Source organism: Pseudomonas sp. CFBP 8758, assembly GCF_014841725.1.
Taxonomy (GTDB): Bacteria; Pseudomonadota; Gammaproteobacteria; order Pseudomonadales; family Pseudomonadaceae; genus Aquipseudomonas; species Aquipseudomonas baltica.
This window is the reverse complement of record NZ_JACYUK010000011.1, coordinates 56854-77101: the sequence shown is the minus strand read 5'-3', so window position 1 is coordinate 77101 and position 20248 is coordinate 56854. Positions and strand designations below refer to the sequence as shown.

At 62.8% G+C, this 20248-nt stretch carries 17 protein-coding genes; all 17 read right to left on the bottom strand.

Features of this window, described 5'->3' with window-relative positions; translation table 11 throughout:
- Window positions 1-47 precede the first annotated feature (47 nt).
- The 17 genes from IFT75_RS20315 to IFT75_RS20235 all read right to left on the bottom strand — a co-directional run bounded on the left by IFT75_RS20315 (window position 48) and on the right by IFT75_RS20235 (window position 20120).
- Window positions 48-1247, bottom strand: a complete 1200-nt coding sequence (locus IFT75_RS20315; RefSeq protein ID WP_122477096.1) for a glycosyltransferase family 4 protein — start codon at window positions 1245-1247, stop codon at window positions 48-50.
- Window positions 1225-2298 carry an acyltransferase family protein gene (locus IFT75_RS20310; protein ID WP_122477098.1) on the bottom strand — a complete coding sequence of 358 codons (1074 nt, stop codon included), beginning with the start codon at window positions 2296-2298 and terminating at the stop codon, window positions 1225-1227. The genes IFT75_RS20315 and IFT75_RS20310 overlap by 23 nt, the downstream gene beginning before the upstream one ends.
- Window positions 2295-3407 (bottom strand): glycosyltransferase family 4 protein, encoded by a 1113-nt coding sequence (locus IFT75_RS20305; protein ID WP_185795352.1) that lies wholly within the window; start codon window positions 3405-3407, stop codon window positions 2295-2297. Before IFT75_RS20305 ends, IFT75_RS20310 begins: the two co-directional genes overlap by 4 nt.
- A gap of 115 nt (window positions 3408-3522) precedes the next feature.
- Window positions 3523-4824 carry a hypothetical protein gene (locus IFT75_RS20300; RefSeq protein WP_185795351.1) on the bottom strand — a complete coding sequence of 434 codons (1302 nt, stop codon included), beginning with the start codon at window positions 4822-4824 and terminating at the stop codon, window positions 3523-3525.
- 8 nt (window positions 4825-4832) lie between these two features.
- Complete coding sequence (locus tag IFT75_RS20295) at window positions 4833-6158, bottom strand: hypothetical protein (RefSeq protein ID WP_185795350.1); 1326 nt, start codon at window positions 6156-6158, stop codon at window positions 4833-4835.
- The gene (locus IFT75_RS20290) at window positions 6127-7365 is read right to left on the bottom strand and encodes a glycosyltransferase family 4 protein (protein WP_192056478.1); all 1239 of its coding nucleotides are present in this window, start codon (window positions 7363-7365) and stop codon (window positions 6127-6129) included. Before IFT75_RS20290 ends, IFT75_RS20295 begins: the two co-directional genes overlap by 32 nt.
- Complete coding sequence (locus tag IFT75_RS20285) at window positions 7362-8366, bottom strand: glycosyltransferase (RefSeq protein WP_122477106.1); 1005 nt, start codon at window positions 8364-8366, stop codon at window positions 7362-7364. Before IFT75_RS20285 ends, IFT75_RS20290 begins: the two co-directional genes overlap by 4 nt.
- A gap of 39 nt (window positions 8367-8405) precedes the next feature.
- Entirely contained in the window at window positions 8406-8918 is a 513-nt protein-coding gene (rfaH, locus tag IFT75_RS20280) for a transcription/translation regulatory transformer protein RfaH (RefSeq protein WP_122477107.1), read from the bottom strand.
- Window positions 8915-9700: a WbqC family protein gene (locus IFT75_RS20275; protein WP_185795347.1), complete on the bottom strand. Its 786-nt coding sequence runs from the start codon at window positions 9698-9700 to the stop codon at window positions 8915-8917. The genes rfaH and IFT75_RS20275 overlap by 4 nt, the downstream gene beginning before the upstream one ends.
- A 26-nt stretch (window positions 9701-9726) precedes the next feature.
- Window positions 9727-11943 (bottom strand): polysaccharide biosynthesis tyrosine autokinase, encoded by a 2217-nt coding sequence (locus tag IFT75_RS20270; protein ID WP_192056476.1) that lies wholly within the window; start codon window positions 11941-11943, stop codon window positions 9727-9729.
- Window positions 11940-12389: a low molecular weight protein-tyrosine-phosphatase gene (locus IFT75_RS20265; RefSeq protein WP_185795345.1), complete on the bottom strand. Its 450-nt coding sequence runs from the start codon at window positions 12387-12389 to the stop codon at window positions 11940-11942. The genes IFT75_RS20270 and IFT75_RS20265 overlap by 4 nt, the downstream gene beginning before the upstream one ends.
- Window positions 12390-12396: 7 nt before the next feature.
- Window positions 12397-13323 carry a glycosyltransferase family 2 protein gene (locus IFT75_RS20260; protein WP_122795572.1) on the bottom strand — a complete coding sequence of 309 codons (927 nt, stop codon included), beginning with the start codon at window positions 13321-13323 and terminating at the stop codon, window positions 12397-12399.
- Complete coding sequence (locus IFT75_RS20255; protein ID WP_192056473.1) at window positions 13320-14852, bottom strand: lipopolysaccharide biosynthesis protein; 1533 nt, start codon at window positions 14850-14852, stop codon at window positions 13320-13322. Before IFT75_RS20255 ends, IFT75_RS20260 begins: the two co-directional genes overlap by 4 nt.
- A gap of 46 nt (window positions 14853-14898) precedes the next feature.
- Window positions 14899-16014, bottom strand: a complete 1116-nt coding sequence (locus tag IFT75_RS20250; protein ID WP_192056471.1) for a DegT/DnrJ/EryC1/StrS family aminotransferase — start codon at window positions 16012-16014, stop codon at window positions 14899-14901.
- 56 nt (window positions 16015-16070) lie between these two features.
- Window positions 16071-16841 (bottom strand): hypothetical protein, encoded by a 771-nt coding sequence (locus IFT75_RS20245; RefSeq protein WP_122477118.1) that lies wholly within the window; start codon window positions 16839-16841, stop codon window positions 16071-16073.
- A 758-nt stretch (window positions 16842-17599) separates the two neighbouring features.
- Window positions 17600-18382: a carbon-nitrogen hydrolase family protein gene (locus IFT75_RS20240; RefSeq protein ID WP_192056469.1), complete on the bottom strand. Its 783-nt coding sequence runs from the start codon at window positions 18380-18382 to the stop codon at window positions 17600-17602.
- Window positions 18383-18437: 55 nt separating this feature from the next.
- Entirely contained in the window at window positions 18438-20120 is a 1683-nt protein-coding gene (locus IFT75_RS20235) for a flavin monoamine oxidase family protein (RefSeq protein ID WP_192056467.1), read from the bottom strand.
- Between the last annotated feature and the right edge of the window lie 128 nt (window positions 20121-20248).

Genomic DNA, 20248 nt, shown 5'->3' with positions numbered 1-20248 from the left:
GGAGGTTCAGAACAGCGGTGTGGCGGTACAACATGTTCCTGCGCGGCCTAGAGCTTCTGGGCCGCCGCGAGCAGCAGGCCGGTGTCGGCCAGGCCCAATACCGGGTTGCAGTCGAAGGCGTCACCCAGGCGTGCTTCGTTCCAGCGCTGCTCGACGAACTGGCGCATTTCCCGTTCGAAACGCTTTTCCGCGAACTGCAGGGCATTCTCGCGGCAGGTGCGCGCATTGAAGCGCGACGCCTGGCTTTCGAACGTTTCGATGGCGGCCGTCAAGGCAGCCACTGTCTGCTGGTAATAGAACACACCGGTGGGGTTGTCGTCGTTGAGCCCGCGTACGGTTTCGAGGGTGCCGCCACGGCCGAAGGCAATCACCGGCGTACCGCAGGCCTGGGCCTCGACCGGGCTGATGCCGAAATCCTCTTCGGCGGCAAAGACGAAGCCTCGGGCGTTCTGCATGTGCTCGCGCAATACCTCGAACGACTGATAGCCCATCAGCGTGACGTTGGGGCCGCACACGGCGCGGCACTTTTCCATTTCCGGGCCGTCGCCGATGACGATCAGGCGTTTGTCGGGCATGGCGCTGAACGCTTCCACCATCATTGGCACTTTCTTGTACGGCACCATGCGCTGGGCGGTCAGATAGAAATCCTGCTTCTCGGTCTGCAGGTTGAAACCGGTGGTGTCCACCGGTGGGTAGATCACCGTCGATGGACGGCGATAGGCCTTGTCGATGCGTCGACCAATGAACTGCGAGTTGCTGATGAACTCGTCGACACCGGCGGCGGTGCGCTGGTCCCACATGCGCATGTAGTGCAGGATCATCCGCGCCACCTTGCTCTTCAGGCCGGCCAACAGATTGGCTTCGCGCAGGTACTGGTGCTGCAGGTCCCAGGCATAGCGGATGGGCGAATGCACGTAGCTGATGTGCAACTGGTTGGGCCCGGTGAGCACACCCTTGGCCACCGCGTGGCTGCTCGACAGGATCAGGTCGTAGCCGGACAGGTCCAGTTGCTCGATCGCCATGGGCATCAGCGGCAGGTATTTCTGGTAGCGCGTGCGGGCCTTGGGCAGGCGCTGGATGAAGGTCGTGGTGGCGCGCTTGCCCCCCAGGTGCTTGCGGTCTTCGTCACTGAGAAAGTCGATGACCGAGAACAGGTCCGCGTCGGGCCAGATCTTGAGCATCGAAGCCAGCACCTTTTCGGCACCGGCATAGGTGACGAGCCAATCATGGACGATTGCTATTTTCATAGGGCACCTGCAGTTCGGGAATGAGGGGCGCGCTCGGACGAGCACGGGCGTTGAGTCGTTTGCTCAACTTGATGAAAGGCAGTTCGACGAAGCGATAGCTCACGTGCGCAGCCAACAACGACAGCGCGGTGGCAAGCAATGTCACCGACAACGAACGACCGGGAACGCCCAGCAGGTAACGGCACAACAGCTCCATGCTCGGATGCAGCAGGTACAGCGAGTAACTGATGGTGCCCAGCCACAGCAACAACGGTTGATGCAGGCGGATGCGCTGGGTCAGCAACATGAAGCTGCTGATGGCCAACAGATAGGTGAAGCAGTAGCGGAACCAGTACTCGCCATTGCCGGCATCGAAGCCGTAGGCGGCGAAGAAAGTCGGCGGCAGAGCCACGGCATAGGCCAGCAGCAGGCCCTTCACGCAGCGGCGCACCTGGGCATCGGCCTGGCCGAGCAGGCAGTCGCGCCAGATCGAACCGAACAGCATCAGCGACAGCCCCAACGGCAGCGCCACCGGCAGCTTGCGTTCGAGCAGCATGCGCATCAGGCCCATGCCCACTGCGGCGGCCAGCAGGGCCAGCGAGCAGGCGGCGCGAAAGCCGGTGCTGCGCAGTCGGCCGATCAGCATCAGGCCCAGGCACAGGGCGTAGAACAGCCACTCGATGAACAGCGTCCAGTACAGCCCCATCACGTCTTCGACGCCCATGGCGGCCTGCAGCATGGTCAGGTTGGCGACCACCTGCTGCCAGCTCGGCAGGGTTTCGCCGGTCAGCGCCAGCATGCTGATGTACAGCGCCAGCGACAGCCAGTAGGCCGGGTACAGGCGCAGCACCCGCGAGACGATGAAGCGCCGTGCGCCGCCCGGCCCCGGTTGCAGGCTGAACGGAATCACCACGCCGCTGAGCAGGAAGAACCAGATGACGCCCAGCTTGCCGATGTCCAGCCAGAAGTACGGCAGCGCACCGGGGCCCAGCAATGGCTGCCACAGGTGACAGACCACCACCAGCAAGGCGGCGATACCGCGCAAGGCATCCAGATACCCCAGGCGAGTCATGAGTGCTCCTTGCCGCTGGACGGCTGGTTCAGGGTGGCACCGCGTGGACGCCGTACCTGGACACTGTCGATGCGATCGCTGATCAGCCGTGCCGAAGCATCCCAGCTGAACCGCGCCACGTTCTGCAGACCCAGGGTGCGTAAATGCTGGCGAATGGTCAGGCTGTTCAACGCCAGGGCCATGGCCCGGCTGATGTGCTCGACATCCAGCGGGTCGAAGTACAAGGCACTGGACTGCAGCACCTCGGGGATCGAGGCGGCATTGGCCGCCAGCACCGGGCAGCCACAGGCCTGCGCTTCGAGTGGCGGAATGCCGAAGCCTTCATACAGCGAAGGAAACACGAAGGCCGCTGCGCCCTGGTACTGCTCGATCAACTCGGCGTCGCTCAAGCGCCCGAGAAAGCGCACCCGAGCATCGCGCTTGGCCAAGGCTTCCAGATCGGGGTCGGAGAACACTGCACCGCCACCGCCGACGATGCGCAACTCCACCTGGTCGAAACCCTTGAGCTGCAGGAACGCCTGGATCATGCGGCTGAAATTCTTGTGCGCGCTGGGCGAAGACACCGCCAACAGATAACGCGGGCCGCCGGCTTGCAGCGGTTCGCCGGGCTGAAACTCTTCACCCACGGCATTCGGCACCACGAGAATCTTCTGCGCCGCAAAGTTGTAGAACTCGCCGATCTCGCGCTTGGAAAACTGGCTGACCGTGATCAAGGTCTTCAAGCGCTTGAGCAGCAGGGGCGTCATCAGGCGATAGGCCGTGCGGAATTGCCAGGTGTAGCTTTGTGGGTGACGTACGTAGGTGATGTCGTGGTGCGTGGCGATCTGGTTGCCATAGAACAGCGGCGCCGTGGCGCACAGCGACAGCAGCAATGGATTGCCCTGGCTGCGCAGGTAGCGCGGCAGGTCGAGTTGTTCCCACAGGTGACCGGTACGAGTGCCCACGACCTGAGCATCCAGCAGCCGAGCGGTTTCGTGCATGCGCACGCCCGGCGGGGTGACGAACACCAGGTCGTCACGTTGACGCTTGAGCGCCAGGCAGGTCTGCTCGGCGAACCGTTGCACCCCGCGTAGCTCCTGGGTCAGAAAACGTGCATTGATGACAATCATCGGAACATCCTTGGCTCACGCGCTTGCTAGAGGTAGTGCCGCGTCCAACAGGCGCGGTCGATGGCGGCGCACGATGCGCTGCGGTTGAGGCCCACTGCCGCGGGCATCGCGTTTTCTACTGCGTGAACAACCAATTGGCCTTGCCCAGGCTGATGATCTTGGGAAACTCGGAGGCGGTTATCACGGTGGTGCAGTAGTGCTCACCGCAATCCCACGGGTTCTCGCTTTCGCGCATGCCCACGCCGGCCTGGCGGGTGTCGACCAGGCGCGCACCGCCCTTGAGCAATGCACTCGACTCGATCCTGACCTGCCGCGATTGGCCCACGGCCCAGATCACCAGCACCTGCTCGTCGCCCTTGGCGAAGCGCAACTGGTACAGGGAGTCGCTGATCACGCTGTGCCTGGGGTCGTAGCTGTATTGCGACAGGTACGGTGCAATGGCCTTGAGCGTGGTGTACGCCGGCTTGGGGTTGAGATCGTTGTCCAGCAGGCCGAAGTTGTGCTCGCGCTCCTTGGGGTCGCGCCCGTCGTTGTACAGGTCGTACCACCACATGCCCTGGATGGCCGGATGGATGCGGGCCAGGAAGAACCCGCGCGCCAGGTACGCCGCCTGGGTGGTTTCACTGACCCCGCACGGTTCGTCGGCGCTGGGCCAGCTCATTTCCGTGAGGTACAAGGGCACCGGGCGCCGGGCCAGGGCGTCGAGCCGAGTGGAGATGTCGCTGAGCCATTTGATCCAGCTTTCCGGCGTGTTGCCGCCATGGTCCTTGCGGCAGTGCACGTACGGATGCAGCGACAAACCATCCAGATCATCCATGACCCCGGCCTCCACCAGGCGGTCGGCGAAACCTTCCTGCAAGCCCTGGGTAGTGACTGCACCGGCTATCAGGCGCACGTTCGGATCGTTGCTGCGCAACAGTTCGCTGGTTTCCTTGATCAGCGCGGCATAGTCGCGGCTGAAGGCGTCACTGGTCGGGTCTTCCAGGTCCCATTCGTTCCAGATCTCGTAGAAGTCCACCTGGCCGCGCAAGCGTCGGCTGACGAAGTTCACGTAGTTGGCGAAGGCATCGCGCACGAACGGGCTGCGTGGCTTGGCGTCGCGTTCATACCATTGGTTGCCGTAGCCCAGGATCAGCATGTTGCCGATCTGGCGGTCACGCAGGGCCTGCAGATAACGCTGCCAGCCCAGTGGGAAATTCAAGCGCTTGGGCTCCAGCTCCACCGTGGACCAGAACAGGTCATCGCGTGCCGATACGATGCCGGCTTCCTTCATGAGCAAGGTCGGCCGTGCCACCGGCCCGGTCGAGTGGAGCAGGTGGGTACCCACACCCACGATGAAATTGTCGGCGGCCTTGGCATGCCCGTGGGTGAACAACCCCAGCAGTAACCAAACCAAACGTTGCAGCAATCTGGGCATAGAAAGGTTCATGTCAGTTGGAGGCCATCGGGGTAATCATCACGGTTGCTGCGACGTCGTTCGGTAATCAGCCAATGGCTGGGCATGGCCTTGCGGCGCATGGCATGGGCCACGGCCATGCCCAGGAAAAGTCCGCAGACCGGCACTTCGAGCACATCGGTCGTCCAGCCCACTACCACCACGCACAGGGAAATGCTCAGCAGCCCGCGGCCCATCCAGCTGTTTTTGCTGCGCAGCGTCATCAGCAGCGGCAGCAGCAGCGCATACAGCACCGGGCCCATGAGGCCGAAACAGGCCCACAGGTACATGAACAGGCTGTCGGCGACGGCCGGGTACTTGACGTTGTCCACCGGAAACATGTTCACCGCACTGCCGACCATGCCGAAGCCGCCGCCGGTCCAGTTCCAGTCGCGGCGCAACACTTCATCGGCCAGGCGCGGCCAGGTGTTGATCATGCGGTCGTACAGCGATACCAGGCTGCCTTCGGCGCCACTGGCGGCCAGGCTCGGGTCCAGCGGTGTCCACAAACCGATCAGCGGCAGCGCGGCGCCGATACCGACCAGCACCGCGAACAACACGCGGCAGAGCAGGCGCTGGTTGTACAGCGGCATCACCAGCAGGGTCACCAGGAACGCCGCGGCGGTCGATTTGTTGGTGGTCACCAGAATGGTCGCGAAGGCCAGCGCCAGCAGGCCCAGCATCAACACCCTGGAGCGCATGAAAGCGCTCAGGTACAGGGTGAAGATCGCGGTCAGCGTTGCCGCAGTGGTCGACATCCGGGCGAAGCCCGCAGGCCGGTCGACGCCGTCCGCTGCCCAGGTCATGTTGCCGGTCAGCTCCTGGTCGCCCAAGTTGTAGCTGTAGCCCTTCCACGGCACCGAGAACATGCTGTCCACGTACACGCCGGTGATGGTCGCTGCCAAGCACAGGCCGACCGCCCAGCCCAGCAACACGCGGCGCTGCTCCAGATGCTCGCCGCAGACCAGGCCGAACAGCAGCGGGATGTACACGAAGATGCTGAACAGCGGGTTGGCCAACGCTGCGCCGTGCAGCAGGCCAAGGCCGGCCGACAGCACCAGCCCCAGCAGCATTATCCAAAACAGGCGGTGCGCCTTGAAGCTGGTCAGTTCCAACGCGAACAGCACCACACACAGCACTTTGGGCAAGTACAGCAGGGCCGAGATGCCGGCCTGGTCGAAGTAATAGCGCAAGGCGCCGGAAAACGTTTCGGCCAGCAGCAGGCCGATCGCGGTCCAGACCACCAGCGTCGACTTGTTCACCGCAAGTCGCGCTGCCGGCGCCTCAAAGTGACTGAGTGACAGGGCTGATTTCATGATGGACATTTCTTCTTTGCAGAACATCGAGGAACAGCTGTTGGTAACTGTCGAGCATCCGTTCCTGGTCGAGCAGATGCTCGACGCTGTCACGTGCCTGGGCGGCCAGGCGTTCGCGCAGTTCGGGATCGCGGTACAACTGCAGCATCGCCAGGCCCAGGGTCTGCGGCTCGTCGGGGTTGCACAGCAGGCCGTTGACGCCGTCCTGGATGATCTCCGGCAAGCCGCCGCGGGCACTGGCGATCACCGGCACCGAGTGGGCGCAGGCTTCTACCGCCACCAGGCCGAACGGCTCGTTCCAGATCGACGGCACGATGGCCACGTCGATCTGCCGATAGAAGGTTTCCGGCGACTGGTAACCGACGAAGTGGATGTTCTCGCCGCCGGCCTCTTGCTTGAGCAATTGCTCGTAGTCCAGTTGCCCGCGCCCGGCGATCTGCAAGGTGGCGTTGAACGGCAACCGCTTGAACTGGTCGATCAGCCAGCGCAGGCCCTTGGGTTCGGACAGCGTGCCCAGGTAGCCGAAACGCAGCGGCTCGGCCTGATCCAGGCGGGCGAAACGCGACGGCGCGTGGTCGATTTTCGGGCTGGCGTTGTAGATCACCTGTTGCGAAGCATTGCGGAAGAAGCGTGCGTCGGTGAGCTTGCCCAGCAGGTGCTGGCTGACCCCGACCACCGCGTCGACCTGGGCCGAACGTTCGGCATGGCCCTGACGGAAATGCTTGCACAGGGTGCAGGGCGTCTTGCAGGCGGCGTTCTTCTTGAACATGTTGCTGCTCGGGCACATCAGGTACATGTCGTGCAGCACCTGCACCAGCGGCACGCCGGATGCGGAGATCTCATCCCACGCCGACACCGACCAGCCACTGAGGTTGTGGCACACCACCAGGTCGACTTTTTCGGCCGCCAGCACGTCGCGCAGGTAGGTGCGCATGCCCATGTTGTACTTGTCGCGTAGATGCCAGCCCAGCCGGGCCAGCGCGCCGGGGCGCTGTTCGCTGAAGTGCCAGTAGGTGTTGAGCAGCCCGGCGCGATAGACCTTCACGCCTTTCACGTATTCATGCTTGAGGCCCGCATCGGGACCGGTGCTCAGCACGCACACTTCGTGGCCACGCTGGTGCATGCCCTCGACCGTGCGCTGCAGGACGATTTCAGCACCGCCGCCGATGTGCGGCGAGTACAGGCTGCTCAGGAACAGTATCTTCATAGTGGGTAGGATTCGTGAATGCCCAGACGACCCGATTCCCCGTCACGCATGGCTTGCTGGAGCAAGCCCAGGCGTCGGTCCGAACCGCTCCTTTTTGCGAAATAGCGCAGCAACAGCAGAAACACCGAGCGATTGAGTCGATACAACAGGGTCGAGCCGGCCCACACGTGCTTGTCGAACCAGGCCTGGTTGCGCGCGGTGTAGTAGGCGCGCAGGTCCGAATTGCCGAGCAGGAAACTCTCGAAGATGTTGTTGGTACGCGCCTTGGCGTTCCACGATTCTTCCAGGTCGTCGAGCAGCGCTTCGGTCACCAGAAAGATCTGCCCGCCACTGGCGGTGATGCGCCAGGTGTACTCGGTGTCGTCGGCATACAGCAGCAGGTCTTCGAGCGGCAGGCCGATCTTCTGGAACACGCTGCGGTGTGCCAGCAGGCCGCCGTAGGTGGTGAATGGCAATTGCACCAGCGGCTTGCTGGTTGCCTTGCGCCCGGCGGGCTTGCCCCAGGGCGTACGGCGCCAGAGCTTGTAGGGCAACTGCGCGACATGAAAACCGAAGCAGCTGGAGCGCAGCTGGATCGCGTAGCGATGCGGCACGCCGGAGGCGATGTCGGCCTGGTGGTTGGGGCGGAAGCCGATCACGGCCGCCTTGTCCACGCCGACGAGGCGCTCGCACTCGTGCAGCCGCTGGTGCAGGGTCTCGACCGCGCCCAGGGTGGGGGCATTGTCGTCGTCCATCAGCCAGAGGTATTCGGCGCCCAGTTGCAGCGCCGCTTCGATACCGACCTTGTAGCCATTGGCCGAACCGGTGTTGCTGGGCAACTCGATCACGGTGATCTGGGTTGGCCACTGCGTGCGCAGCGAGTTCAGGTCGGCGCGCGACGCGTTGCTCACCACCACCACCCGTTCGATGTGTGCAGAGGCCAGCGAACGCTCGATCAGCGCTTCCAGGTAACACAAGCGATCGCCGTACGTCAGTGTCACCAGCGTGGTCTTGGCATTCATCGAACAGCTCTCCTAAAGCATCGTATGTCTGTGCGCCGCTCAGCAGGCGTGCGCGGTAAGCCGCTGCAGGCTGCTGCGGGGCAGGCTGATACGCTGTTCGCGCTGCAGCATGTTGAGCAGGATCACGGCGCGTTCATCGCCGTCCTCGCAGAGGAAAATGGCCTGTACGTCACTGTCGCCGTTGCGCACACGCACCGCTTCGCCTTCGGTGAAACGCACCGCGTTCGCCGAACCGGCCTGCGCGCGCTGGCGGATGCTGGCGATCAGGCTGTCCGGCACCGGGCACGGCATGCCGCCGAAGGCAACGATGCGGCACACCCCACGGGTCGAGCGGATCGGGTACCAGTTGTCGTTGCAGTCCAGGCGAATGAACAGGTAGCCGGGGAACAAGTCCTCGTCGGCCACACGGCGGCTGCGGGTCAGCACCGGGGCCGCGCGCAACGGGCGAAAGCAGTCGTATTGCTGACGCAGCAGATGTTCTTCGGCACGGGCTTCCTGCCGCGGCTTGGTCTGGATCAGGTACCAGTTGGCGTTGCTGTCGAAGTCGTTCATGAGCGCATCTCGATGGCGTGGGCGGAAGGGCTGGTGACCACTTTGACGGTGTCCTGCGCAGCGCTCGGCTTGAGCGTGCTGTAGCAGGGCAGCCATTGGCGGATCCGTGATACCGGGTTGAACATCAGCACGTCGATGATCGACAGGTTGGCCACGAACGGGTCCTTGAACTGCGTGTAGCAAAGCTCGTCCATGCGGTGGAAACGCAGTTCCAGATCGTGACGAGCGAAGTATTCCTCGTCGTACAGGGCCGTGCCGCCGATAGGGTTGAGGTAGCGCTGCGCATCGAAGTGCCGGGCCAGCTTGACCACACGGTCCTGCTTGTCCTGCACCTGGCGCTGATCCACCGGCAGGGTGGACATGACGTGGATCGGCGTGTCGATCTGCAGGTACTCGCAGACCTTGCGCAGCGAGTACTCCAGGTACAGCGCCAGGTTGCGTTCCGGGTAGGTCAGCAGCGGCTTGAGCAACGCCAGCACCTCGTCGCGGTAAGGCGCGCGGGAGTAGCTCATGGCGATGCTCTTGAGCAGCTTGTCCAGCACCTGCGGAGCGTTGTCACTGAGCTCGCGCTGATTGATCGCCAGGTCCGAATGGTCCTTCTTCAACGGCAAGGTGAACAACGTTGCAGCGCCCGAGCTGAGCAGCCGATTGCGGTTGACCCAACCGGGGTGTACGTACTGCAGGCTGTCGCCGAGCACAAAGGCATCGGCGCCGGCGATCAGCTGGAAATAGCCGAAATAGGGAAACCAGTAAGGCTGCATCATTGCTACGGTTCTGGACATCGTGAGACTCCTGCCTTGCTAGGCGATTACTTCTTGCTCGGCGAATAGTCGTAGCCGTAGGCGGCGCAGTCGTACTCGGCGGTGGACGCCTTGCGGATCACGCCGTTGAATATCGCGCCCTTGACCAGCACGCCGTTCTGCGCGAGGCGCCGCTTGCTGACCTCGATTTCCTTGACCGAGCTTTGGCCAAAGCGAGCCACCAGCAGGGTGGTCCCGGCCTGGCGGCCAATCAGGCTGGCATCGGTCACGGCGATCACCGGCGGGGTGTCGATGATCACCAGGTCGTAGTGCGGCGACAGCTCGCGAAGCAGCTTGCTGAAGTTGTCATGCATCAACAGCTCCGAAGGGTTGGGTGCAGCGAAACCGCAGGCGATCAGGTGCAGGTTGTCCACTTCGGTGGCGTTGATCACCTCGGTGTTGCCCAGGCGCGCAGCCAGGGCATCGGACAGGCCGTGCTTGGGTTGCAGGCCGAACACGCGGTGCAGGTAGCCCTTGCGCATGTCGCCGTCGATCAGCAATACGCGCTTGCCGGCCTGGGCAATGATCACCGCCAGGTTGGCGCTGACGAACGACTTGCCCACGCCCGGCATGGGGCTGGTGATCATCAGCACGTTGTTGCGCGCTTCCATCATCGCGAAGTGCAGGCTGGTGCGCAGGCTGCGCAGCGACTCGATGGCCAGCTCGCTGGGTGCGGCCACGCTGAGCAGGCGCGATTCGCGATTGGTCACGCCCTTGTCGCGTTTTTTCTGCAGGCGTTCCTGCTGGCGCGACAGCGGCAGCGAGGCGTACACCGGCATGCCCAGGTTCTCGATCACTTCCGGGTTTTCCACGCCGCGGTAGAACGCCTGGCGGATGAAGATGGTCGCCACGGCGACCAGGGCACCGAGCAGCATCGCCACCAGCACGATGACGGCGCGCATGGGCTTGACCGGCTCTTCGATGTTGCTGTCGGCCTTGTCGATGATCCGTACGTTACCGATGTTGCCGGCGCGGATGATGTCCTGCTCCTGGCTCTTGTTCAGTACCAGGGTGTAGGTCTGGGTAGTGACCTGCATGTCACGGGTCAGGCGCAGCAGCTCCTGCTGGGTCTCGGGCAAGCCCTTGATCTGTGCCTGCAGGGAGGTCTTCTGCGACTCGATCTGGCTGATCTGCTGGCTCAGTGCGGCCGAGGCAGGGTGCTGACGGGTGTACAGACGATCAAGGTCGGTGCGCTTGAGGCGCAGCTCGGACAGTTGCGCATCGTAGGCAACCATCTGGTCGAGCAGTGCCTTGGTCTCCAGGGTGATGTCCACCGACTTGGTGCGCATCTGGAAGGCGTGCAGGGCTTCTTCGGATTTTTCCAGTTCCTTGCGCACCACCGGCAATTGCGAGCGCAGGAAGTCCAGGCGCTGGGCCGCTTCGGCCGAACTGCGTTCCACGTTCTGGCGTACGTACAGGCGGCTCACTTCATCCAGCACGCGGTTGGCCTGTACCGGGTCGGTGTCGTTGATGCTCAGGTAGACGATGCCCGAGTCCTTGCCCGATTCGGCCACGCGCAGACGCTGCTGGTAGTCCAGCGAGGTGTTGAGCAGGCGATTCTTCACCAGGCGGAATTCAGTGCCGGGGCGGGCGGTCAGTTCAGCCAATTGCAGGGTGATGCCGTTGCCCTGGCTGATCTCGCCGACACGACCGCTGAGCAGCGGCGCACCAGCGGCGTCTACCAGTCGATAAGTCGCATTGGGCCCGGCGACCAATGTCATGCGCTCGCCCAGCAGGTTGGCCGGCACGTCCAGGTTGAACACGTCGATCTTCTCGCCGCCCCAGGCGAACGCATCCAGACCGAACAGCGGGGCGGCCAGTTTCTGGCTGCCGGTGGGAGTGAATTCGCGGGCCATGTAGCGGCCGATCGCCGGGAAGTAGCGCGGCGTGGCCACCACGTCCAGCTTGAGGTCGCTGACCACCTGGCCGAGCACCGTGCGCGACTTGATCAGTTCGATCTCGGTCACCGCTTCCGATACCGAGGCCGGCTTGGTATTGAGCTGCGGGGTGGCATCCAGACCGACCTTCTTCGGCTCGATCTGGATCATGGCGTTGGCCTGGTACACCGGCGTGGCGATCACGGCGTAGAAACCGCCGAGCAGGGTGAACAGGGCCACCACCACGACAATCAGTTTCTTGTGATCGAACAAGGTCCGTAGAATCGTCGCGAGATCGATCTGGGTGTCCTTGTAATACTCCAGGTTTGTACGGTTCATCGCGGTCATCTTTGTCGATCCTCAGATCTCAGGTAGGGCAACCAGCCTTCGATACACCGAGTCAATTCGGTGTAGGTCCGTTGAAAGGCGGCAATGGGGCGGCGATAGGGATCGTCGATTTCGAAGTCGTCGCGCCACTTGCCGATCAGGAACGTCTTGCCTCGCGTGTGCGGGGCCTTGCTGGTGATGCTGCGCAACTGGCGCTGGTCCATGACCAGAATCAGATCGGCCCAGCGCACCAGCTCGTCGGTGAGCTGGGTGGCAGCGTGCGCCGGCTGTGGCACCTGGTTATCGGCCAATACCTGCGCGGTGAGACTGTCCATGTCGTTGCCCACGCATGCGGCCAATCCGGCAGACTCGACCTGCAGGTGCGGCGCGTGCTTGCGCAACAACGCCACTGCCATGGGGCTGCGGCAGATGTTGCCGATGCAGATCACCAGAACCTTGTTGATCATGTCGTCTTCAGCCCCTCGCCGCAGCGGGCGTCAGGCGTCGCAGCAGGTTGCGGCTGACGTTGCCCGACACGTGCAGTACGGCCTTGAGCTTCTGCACCGGTCTGATAGCGGCGATGCACATGCCCGACACCTGGACCAGAAAGTGCTCGTAGAGCACCCGGTCGCCCTGACGGAAGTAGTAGTTGGCCAGGCACGCATAGGTGTGCAGGGTCATCTGCAATTTGCTCTGGTTCGGGCGCTGGGAAAAGATCCCACCAGGGTGCAGGCGGTAGCGCGCCGGTGCGATGTCGGCCAGGTACTTGCCCTTGCCGTGGGCACCGAGCATCGACCACCAGCACAGGTCCAGCACGGGTGCCTGTTCCAGCTCCCGGGGCAGCTCGTGCAGCACGTTGCGAAAGCAGGTGGTGAGCGTCGAGATCGGCCGGGTCTTGAGCAGGTCCATGGCGGTGGCATCGGCCTGGTACTTGCCGGTCAGCTGGATCCCCTTGTCACCCTCGCTGTCGAAGGCCATGGCGTCGTGGTAGGTCATCACGTAGTCGCGGTTGGCTTCGAGGAAATTCACCTGCTTCTGCAGCTTGAGCGGGTCGATCCAGTAGTCGTCGCCCTCGCAGTAGGCGATGTACTTGCCCAGCGCCCGGTTGAACAGCGCCGGGAAGCACCAGCGGCCCAATTGGTACTGGTTGTGCTCGTGGAACACCGGCTTGATGATGTTCGGGTACTGCTCGGCGTAGCGGCTGATCACCTGCGTGGTGCCATCGGTGGAAGCGTCGTCGTTGATCAGAATCTCGAAGGCGAACGTGGTGCGTTGCGCCAGGAAACTGTTCAAGGTCTGCTCGATGTACTCGACCTGGTTGTAGGCCGGGCACGTGATCGACAGCAGCGGTTCCTGGCCCTCGGGCCAGGTGTGCATGATCTGTTGTTCGGTCCGGTTCATCGTTCGACGCTCGCTCTGCTCAACTTCAGGAAAACCCGCTGGGCCAGTGGTTTGTAGGTGGCTGCTACCAAGGCCAGCGTCAACACGCCGCACAAAGCCAGGGCGGCGAAGATCACCAGGCGGTTGTTGGACCCGCCGGCAATTGCCGTGAACAGCGGATGGGTCAGCAGCACGCCGAGCACGGTGCTCAGGCTGATGCGCAGGATGTCGTGCAGCCAGGGCCGGTGCAGGCCAGGGGCCAGGCGCCGATGCACCACTTGCGGCCACAGTGCGAACGACACCAGGCGCAGCAGGAACCAGGTCACGGCCGCGCCCAGGGCGCCCCAGCCGTACACCGCGATGATCATCGCCGGCACACTGATCGCGGCCGAAATCACGCTGTACCAGATGTGCAGGCGCATTTCGCCGTAGGCGTATTGCAGGTGGTACTGGAACGCGCTGACCGCCAGGATGGCGCTGCCCAGGGCGTACCAGAACAGGATCGGTGCGCCCCACTGGGCAGCCTGCGTGTCACCGCTCCAGGCGAACAGCAAGGGTTCGGCATAGAACGCGATGATCGCCGCCAGGGGAAACAGAAAGGTGCTGACGAAGCGGCTGGCACCCAGGTACAGGGCATGCATGTCGCTTTCACGGCCTTCGGCGACCTGTACCGTCATGCGTGGCAGCAGGGTCTGCACCAGCGGGTTGATCATCATCATGATGCCGGTGGTCAGCAACGCGACCAGCGAGAAATACCCGTATTCGGCCAGCGGCAGTACCTTGGACAGCAGCACCTTGTCCAGCTGGGTCAGAACGATCCACACCACCGCGGTCAGCGAGACACTGGCAGCGAACGGCAGGATCGGTTTCACCAGCGCCCAGTTGAACCCGCTCAAGGGGGTCGGTGCGGGCAGATGGCGGTAGGCCTTGGCGGCGAAGATCAACGTCTCCACCAGCGCCACGAACAGTTGGAATTCGAAGAACACCTGCGCGTCCTGCGACACCCAGGTCACCAGCACCAGGCCGCCGAAGTAGCGCAGGGTGGCGATCACCACATTGGCGTTGTTCAACCAGGCGTGCATCTCCAGGCCTTGCAGGCCGCTCTTGTACAGGGTGGCGAACAGGCGCAGGCCCACCATCACACCCATCAGGATCACGCAGTTGACGATGGTGCGAGGGTCCAGGGCCTGGGCCTGCAGCCAGTGCGTGGCCATCCAGTCGCTGGCCAGGTAGACGGCCAGCGCGCACACCACGGCCATGGGCAGGAACACCAGCTCGAAGGAGCGCATCAACCAGCCGCCGATGCGCTTGGCCGCGGCGCTGTCGCTGCTGCCCTGATGATGCGCAATCTGGCGCACCAGCGACGGCGAAACGCCGGCATCGAGCAGCAACAGCCAGGCCTGCATCACCGCGTAGAAACCGATCAGGCCATACGCCTCGGCGCCCAGGTGGCTGAGGTAGAACGGCATGATCAAGATGCCGATCACCAACGCATAGGCCTGGCCCAGGTAGCTGAGGGCGGTGTTGTGGATGACCGAAAGCTTCTTCATCGACGATTGCCCTGGTTGCACGCTTTCAGGCTTTGGTTACGGCGGTTCATACGGCGGCGGCCCATGCAACGGGTTGTGGATAATGCAGCTCGTGGCCGCGCAGCAGGGTATCGATGACCTGATCCTGAGTGGCGCGTGCCAGCCCGGGGTAGATGGGCAGGCACAGCACACGGTCGCTCAAGCTGCGCGACTGGTACTGGACCGCTTGCGGTTGCAGATAGTCCAGGGTATCGAGCGAGGGGTAAAAATAACGTCGTGGGTTGATGCCGTCGGCCTGCAGCGCGGTGCGCATGGCCAGCACCTGGGCTTCGTTCTGCAACGCCACCGGAAAGTAGCTGTAGTTGATCTGGCTGTCGTCGGCCTGACGTTGCAGGTCCAGGTAGCCACCCAGGCGCTGGGTGTAGTAATGACCCATCTCGGCGCGGCGCTCGAGGATGTTGTCGATGTCGTCGAGCACGCTCAGGCCCATGGCGGCGCAGAACTCGTTGAGCTTGGCGTTGGTGCCCAGGCCTTCGATCTTGTCGACGTCGGTGATGCCGAAGTTGCACAGCTTGCGCACACGGGCAGCCACATCGTCGTCGTTGGTGACGATTGCGCCACCCTCGATGGTATGGAACAGCTTGGTCGCATGAAAGCTCAGGGTGCTGGCATCGCCCCAGTTGAAGACCGACTGGCCGGCCTGTTTCACGGCGAAAGCGTGCGCGCCGTCGTACACCACCTTGAGGCGGTACTGGCGGGCAATCGCTTGGATGCGTTCCACCGCGCAAGGGTTGCCGAACACGTGGGTGGCAACGATGGCACTGGTGTCGGGCTGCAGGCTGGCTGGAATCTGCTCGGGGTCGATGTTCCAGGTGTGCGGGTCGATGTCGGCGAACACCGGGCGAATGCCTTCCCAGTGCAGTGAGCTGCTGGTAGCCACGAAGCTGAACGGGGTGGTCACGGCGCTGCCGGACAGGCCCAGGGCGCGGTAGGCGACTTGCAGTGCCAGGGTGCCGTTGTTGGTCAGGATCAGATGGCGCACGCCCAGGTAATCCTTGAGGCGCTCCTCCAGCTCGCAGCACAGCGGACCGTGGTTGGTCAGCCAGTGGGACTCGTAGATACGGTCCACATAGGCCTTGAACTTGTCGATGTCGCCCAGATAGGACTTGGTTACGTTGATCATTTGCTGCTCCATGGCTGCTCGCCATTCCCCGAAGTGTCCAACACGGTGTTGTCCGCTCAGGACGCCTGACTTTTGCTGCGAGCGACTGCGCGGCGAGCGCGGTGCTGGTTGAGCCGCAGGATCATCCGCGTGGTCAGACTGCCGGCATGCGGATCGCCATAGTGGAACAGCGCGGTGGCGCGACGGTGCGCCGGATCGCACGGCTGGTTGGCATGCAGCGAGCGATAGCCCCAGAAAAAATACACATTGCCAGGCTTCATGCGCAGCAACAGCGGCTTGAGCCAGCCACGCTCGATGCACCAGCCCATCAGGCGGCGGCACAGCGGGTTCTGATACACGACCTTTTCGACGGCGTTGAACAGCACGCTGCCACGCACACGGCGCAGGTTGGGAAACAGCACCAGATCGCCGCGGTCCTTGCCTTGGTCTGGAATGAAGATCGGCACCAACATGGTCAGCAGAGTGGCATCGAAGTGAAACGCGTTGGATTCTTTCAGGCCACTGTGGCCCTGCACGCAACGCAGCACCGGGAACACCTGGTCGCTGGGGGCGGCATGGCCCTGGCCCTGCTCGTGCAGGCGCGCCAGGTGCTGGCGGAATTCGCTCGACACCGCCGTGGCAGCCAATCGGCTGCCCACGAGTGGCGCATTGCCATGATACGCGAAATATTGGTTGTTATGGCGCGCAGCCTGGTCATCCACATAGGCACGAAGTTCTTCCAGCACGTAGGGCGCCAAAGCGTTTTCCAGTACGGCATAGCCCTGTTCGTTCATATCGGCCGCCAGGCGGCGCGACGTGCTTTCATCCAGGTTGAACAAATGTGGCATGAGGAAGAACCCTCCTTGGACACGCGATTGATTGAACGCCATAACTAACGTTCTATATGTTTGGGCAAAGCTACCGCCCGGTTCGTACTCGACGATCCCTTGAACTTGCGACTTCCAACTTCGTTTGCACGCAACGACCGCGTACTGCAATGAACCTGGCTGACTGCACACGCCAGAACACACAGCGCGGACCGGTATTCAAAGTCAGCGACTGCAAGGCAATACGGGGTAGTGGGTCGAATGTGCGCGGCGCTCTTTGGCACCACTGCAACTGCTGTGTTGGCGGCAGATGGGTGATATATCGGCTTTGGCAGGGGGACTGTCAATCGCTTTCGTCAAAAATAGTGCACTGGCCAGGATGTTCGCGTTGAAATAGAATAAGTATATGATTTATATAGTAATTTATTTCTGGCGCTGGCATATTGCTGCTTAATTGTGGGTTTCTGACGTTTTCCTCCCGCCAATCCGCTGCACGGCTCGCAAACCCGCACAGCGTCTGGGCTCAGCCGTTCCGCAAGCGTGGCCGAACCTCGAAATCCCTACAGAAGCCGACTATTTAACGTCGTCAAAAAAAAACCACCATGGAGGTAGGAGCACCCCTATGATGGTTTATTGACATCACTGGCCAAGCGCCATTTCTCCCACACAGACCACCAGATCTCCGTAGGAGCGGCCAGTGGCCGCGAAAAAAACGCCGCGCTGTATCGGATGTACCCCGGCATGTCTTTCGCGGCCAACGACCGCTCCCACAGGCTGCTTCAGTAAAGCTCCGGCCGCCTGTCGTTCAAATAGCTGAAGGCAGTGCGCGCCGATGCCAGCGTGGCTTTGTCCAAGGTACCCACGATCAACGCTTCGTCACGGCTGGCCTTGGCGATCTGCTGCCCGTCCGCCCCGGCGATGCTGCTCAACCCGCAATACTCGAACTCCACTTCCTTGCCGCAGTAGTTGGCATACGCCACGTAGCACTGATTCTCGAAAGCCCGACTGCGCACAGTCACCTCGGCAATGAACCCGTAGGGCACCATGTTGGCTGTGGGCACCACAATCAGTTCGGCACCGGCGGCCGCCAGCCGGCGGGCATTCTCCGGAAATTCCAGGTCGTAGCAGATCAACAGCCCCAACTTCCAGCCATTGAACTCGAGCAGCTCGCTCGCCTGTTCGCCTGCGCTGAACATGGCGCGATCGGCGTCGCCGAACAGGTGCGTCTTGCGGTAGTTGCCCAGGCGCGCACCGGTGCGGTCAATCAACTGCACCGCGTTGTACACGTTGCCCTGTTCATCCCGTTCCGGGTAGCCGTACACAATGGCCAGGCCGAATTGCCGGGCGATCTGCGCGACCCGCTCGGCGTTGGCGCCGTCACTGGCCTGCGCCAGGTCGCGCGCCGCCTCGGCGCCGATGTTGTAGCCACTCAGGAACATTTCCGGCAGTACCAGCAGTTCGACTTCCCACTGAGCGGCCTCACGGGCACGCGCCTGCAAACGGGCAAGGTTGCCCTCGACGTCGAGCGGTTGGGACTGGCATTGGTACAAGGCTATGCGCATGCGGGCTCCTGTTGTGATCAAGTCTGTTGATCAAGTGTGGCGATCAGGGACACGGTCAATCCGACAGGGCAACGGGCCCCAGTTCGTCGAAAACATCCCCCGGCCCAGGGTTCTCCGGGTGAGTGTAGCCATCGAAGTGGGTCATGATGCCCCACACCGCATTCAGTGACGTCTGAACCGCGCCTTCGACCCAGGCAGGCGTCCACGACACGTCGTCACCGGCGATGAAGATACCGCGTTGTGCGTCTGGCAGCGCGCTTTGCATAAAGTGCGCATACATGCGCTGGTTGTAACGGTAGTGACCCGGCAGGGCGCCCTTGAACGCACCGAGGAAGTAAGGATCCGCTTCCCACGACACGGTGATCGGATCGCCGATGATGCGCGCGGCGATATCCACTTTCGGATAGATCTTCTTCAAGGCATCCAGGGCCAGCTTGACGCGCTTCTCCACGGGGTGGGGCAGCATCTTCAAGGCATCGCTCATCCACGCATATGACAGGCAGATCACCCCCGGCTTGTCGTCGCCATGGTCGAACAGGTAGGTGCCGCGGGTCAGCCGGTCGGTGAGGGTCATGCTCATCAGGTCGCGGCCGGTCTCCGGGTCCTTGTCCTTCCAGAAGGGCCGGTCGACCATGACGAAGGTCTTCGAAGACTGCATGTAGCGGGTACGGTCCAGCGCCATCCACATCTTCTGCGAAAACAGCGTTTCCTCGCACTCGATCTGGGTGGTCAGCAGCCAGCTCTGGCAGGTGGTCAGCACGGCGGCGTAGTGGCGGGTGTCGTCCCAGTGATCGGTCACCGCAAAGCGGCCATCGGCGGCGCGGGCGATCTTCTTCACCCCGCCGCGCGGTGCGCCCCGGTGCAGTGAAGCCAAGCTGGTGCCAGCCGGCCAGTGAGCACAGCGTTCGGGCGCATGCTTCCACAAGCCCAGCGGCACCTGCTCCACGCCGCCGATCACCAGATGCTGGTGATCGTCACAATTGGTCATCACCACACGGAAGATTTCCAGCATCGAATTGGGGAAGTCCGAATCCCAGCCGCCGGTGCCGAAACCAACCTGGCCAAACACCTCGCGGTGGTGGAATGACAACTGCGCAAAGGCCTTGGACGTGGCCACGAAGTCATAGAAGGTGCGGTCGTCCCACAGCGGCACCAGGGTGTTCCACAGCTCCTTGAGGCGCGGCACGTCACGATCGCGTATCGCCTGCTGGATATCACCGAAGCGTGCGCCTTCCTCCAGCGCATCGGCCCAGGCGTCGGCGACTTCCTGAAACAGCGCCGGCAGGTCGGACAAACTCTGGGCGTAGTAGGTCTCGCCCTCCAGATCGATCACGGTGCTGCCCGACGCCGGCGTCAGCGGGTTGGGAAAGGGCTTGGTCTTCAGGCCAAGCTTGTCGACGTAGTGGTAGAACGCCGTGGACGAAACCGGAAAGCGCATCCCACCCAGCTCGGCAACGATCTCCTCGGTGCCCTCGAACTTCTGCGAGCGCAGGCGCCCGCCCATTTTCGAGGCTTCATAGACCACCGGCCGCAGGCCCAGCTTCATCAGCTCGTAGGCCGCCACCAGCCCGGCGATACCGGCGCCGACAATGGCCACCTCGGCCCCATGGTGATGCTCGGGAATCACGCCCAGCCCGGCCGGATGCTCGATCCAGTCGTCGAAAGCGAAGGGAAAGTCCGGGCCGAAAACGGTGACGGGCTTCTTGCCGTCGGCGGGGTGACGCGAAGTTGGGCTCATGGGGGACCTTGGCTGAGGCTGAACGAAGAAAAGGCACGTTCATTCTAGGCAAGGGCGCTGCGGTAAATAAGGCGCAAAGTGTCGTCGATATGACGTTTTATCGGTCGATTGGATGCGTCGTTGTTGCA

Bases quoted from the DNA above. Each gene is read 5' to 3' on its own strand.
- IFT75_RS20300 (WP_185795351.1), bottom strand. From the start codon at position 4,824: ATGCCCAGATTGCTGCAACGTTTGGTTTGGTTACTGCTGGGGTTGTTC.
- IFT75_RS20275 (WP_185795347.1), bottom strand. From the start codon at position 9,700: ATGTCCAGAACCGTAGCAATGATGCAGCCTTACTGGTTTCCCTATTTC.
- IFT75_RS20295 (WP_185795350.1), bottom strand. From the start codon at position 6,158: ATGAAATCAGCCCTGTCACTCAGTCACTTTGAGGCGCCGGCAGCGCGA.
- IFT75_RS20235 (WP_192056467.1), bottom strand. From the start codon at position 20,120: ATGAGCCCAACTTCGCGTCACCCCGCCGACGGCAAGAAGCCCGTCACC.
- IFT75_RS20250 (WP_192056471.1), bottom strand. From the start codon at position 16,014: ATGATCAACGTAACCAAGTCCTATCTGGGCGACATCGACAAGTTCAAG.
- IFT75_RS20245 (WP_122477118.1), bottom strand. From the start codon at position 16,841: ATGCCACATTTGTTCAACCTGGATGAAAGCACGTCGCGCCGCCTGGCG.
- IFT75_RS20265 (WP_185795345.1), bottom strand. From the start codon at position 12,389: ATGATCAACAAGGTTCTGGTGATCTGCATCGGCAACATCTGCCGCAGC.
- IFT75_RS20290 (WP_192056478.1), bottom strand. From the start codon at position 7,365: ATGAAGATACTGTTCCTGAGCAGCCTGTACTCGCCGCACATCGGCGGC.
- rfaH (WP_122477107.1), bottom strand. From the start codon at position 8,918: ATGAACGACTTCGACAGCAACGCCAACTGGTACCTGATCCAGACCAAG.
- IFT75_RS20240 (WP_192056469.1), bottom strand. From the start codon at position 18,382: ATGCGCATAGCCTTGTACCAATGCCAGTCCCAACCGCTCGACGTCGAG.
- IFT75_RS20255 (WP_192056473.1), bottom strand. From the start codon at position 14,852: ATGAAGAAGCTTTCGGTCATCCACAACACCGCCCTCAGCTACCTGGGC.
- IFT75_RS20315 (WP_122477096.1), bottom strand. From the start codon at position 1,247: ATGAAAATAGCAATCGTCCATGATTGGCTCGTCACCTATGCCGGTGCC.
- IFT75_RS20270 (WP_192056476.1), bottom strand. From the start codon at position 11,943: ATGACCGCGATGAACCGTACAAACCTGGAGTATTACAAGGACACCCAG.
- IFT75_RS20285 (WP_122477106.1), bottom strand. From the start codon at position 8,366: ATGAATGCCAAGACCACGCTGGTGACACTGACGTACGGCGATCGCTTG.
- IFT75_RS20310 (WP_122477098.1), bottom strand. From the start codon at position 2,298: ATGACTCGCCTGGGGTATCTGGATGCCTTGCGCGGTATCGCCGCCTTG.
- IFT75_RS20305 (WP_185795352.1), bottom strand. From the start codon at position 3,407: ATGATTGTCATCAATGCACGTTTTCTGACCCAGGAGCTACGCGGGGTG.
- IFT75_RS20260 (WP_122795572.1), bottom strand. From the start codon at position 13,323: ATGAACCGGACCGAACAACAGATCATGCACACCTGGCCCGAGGGCCAG.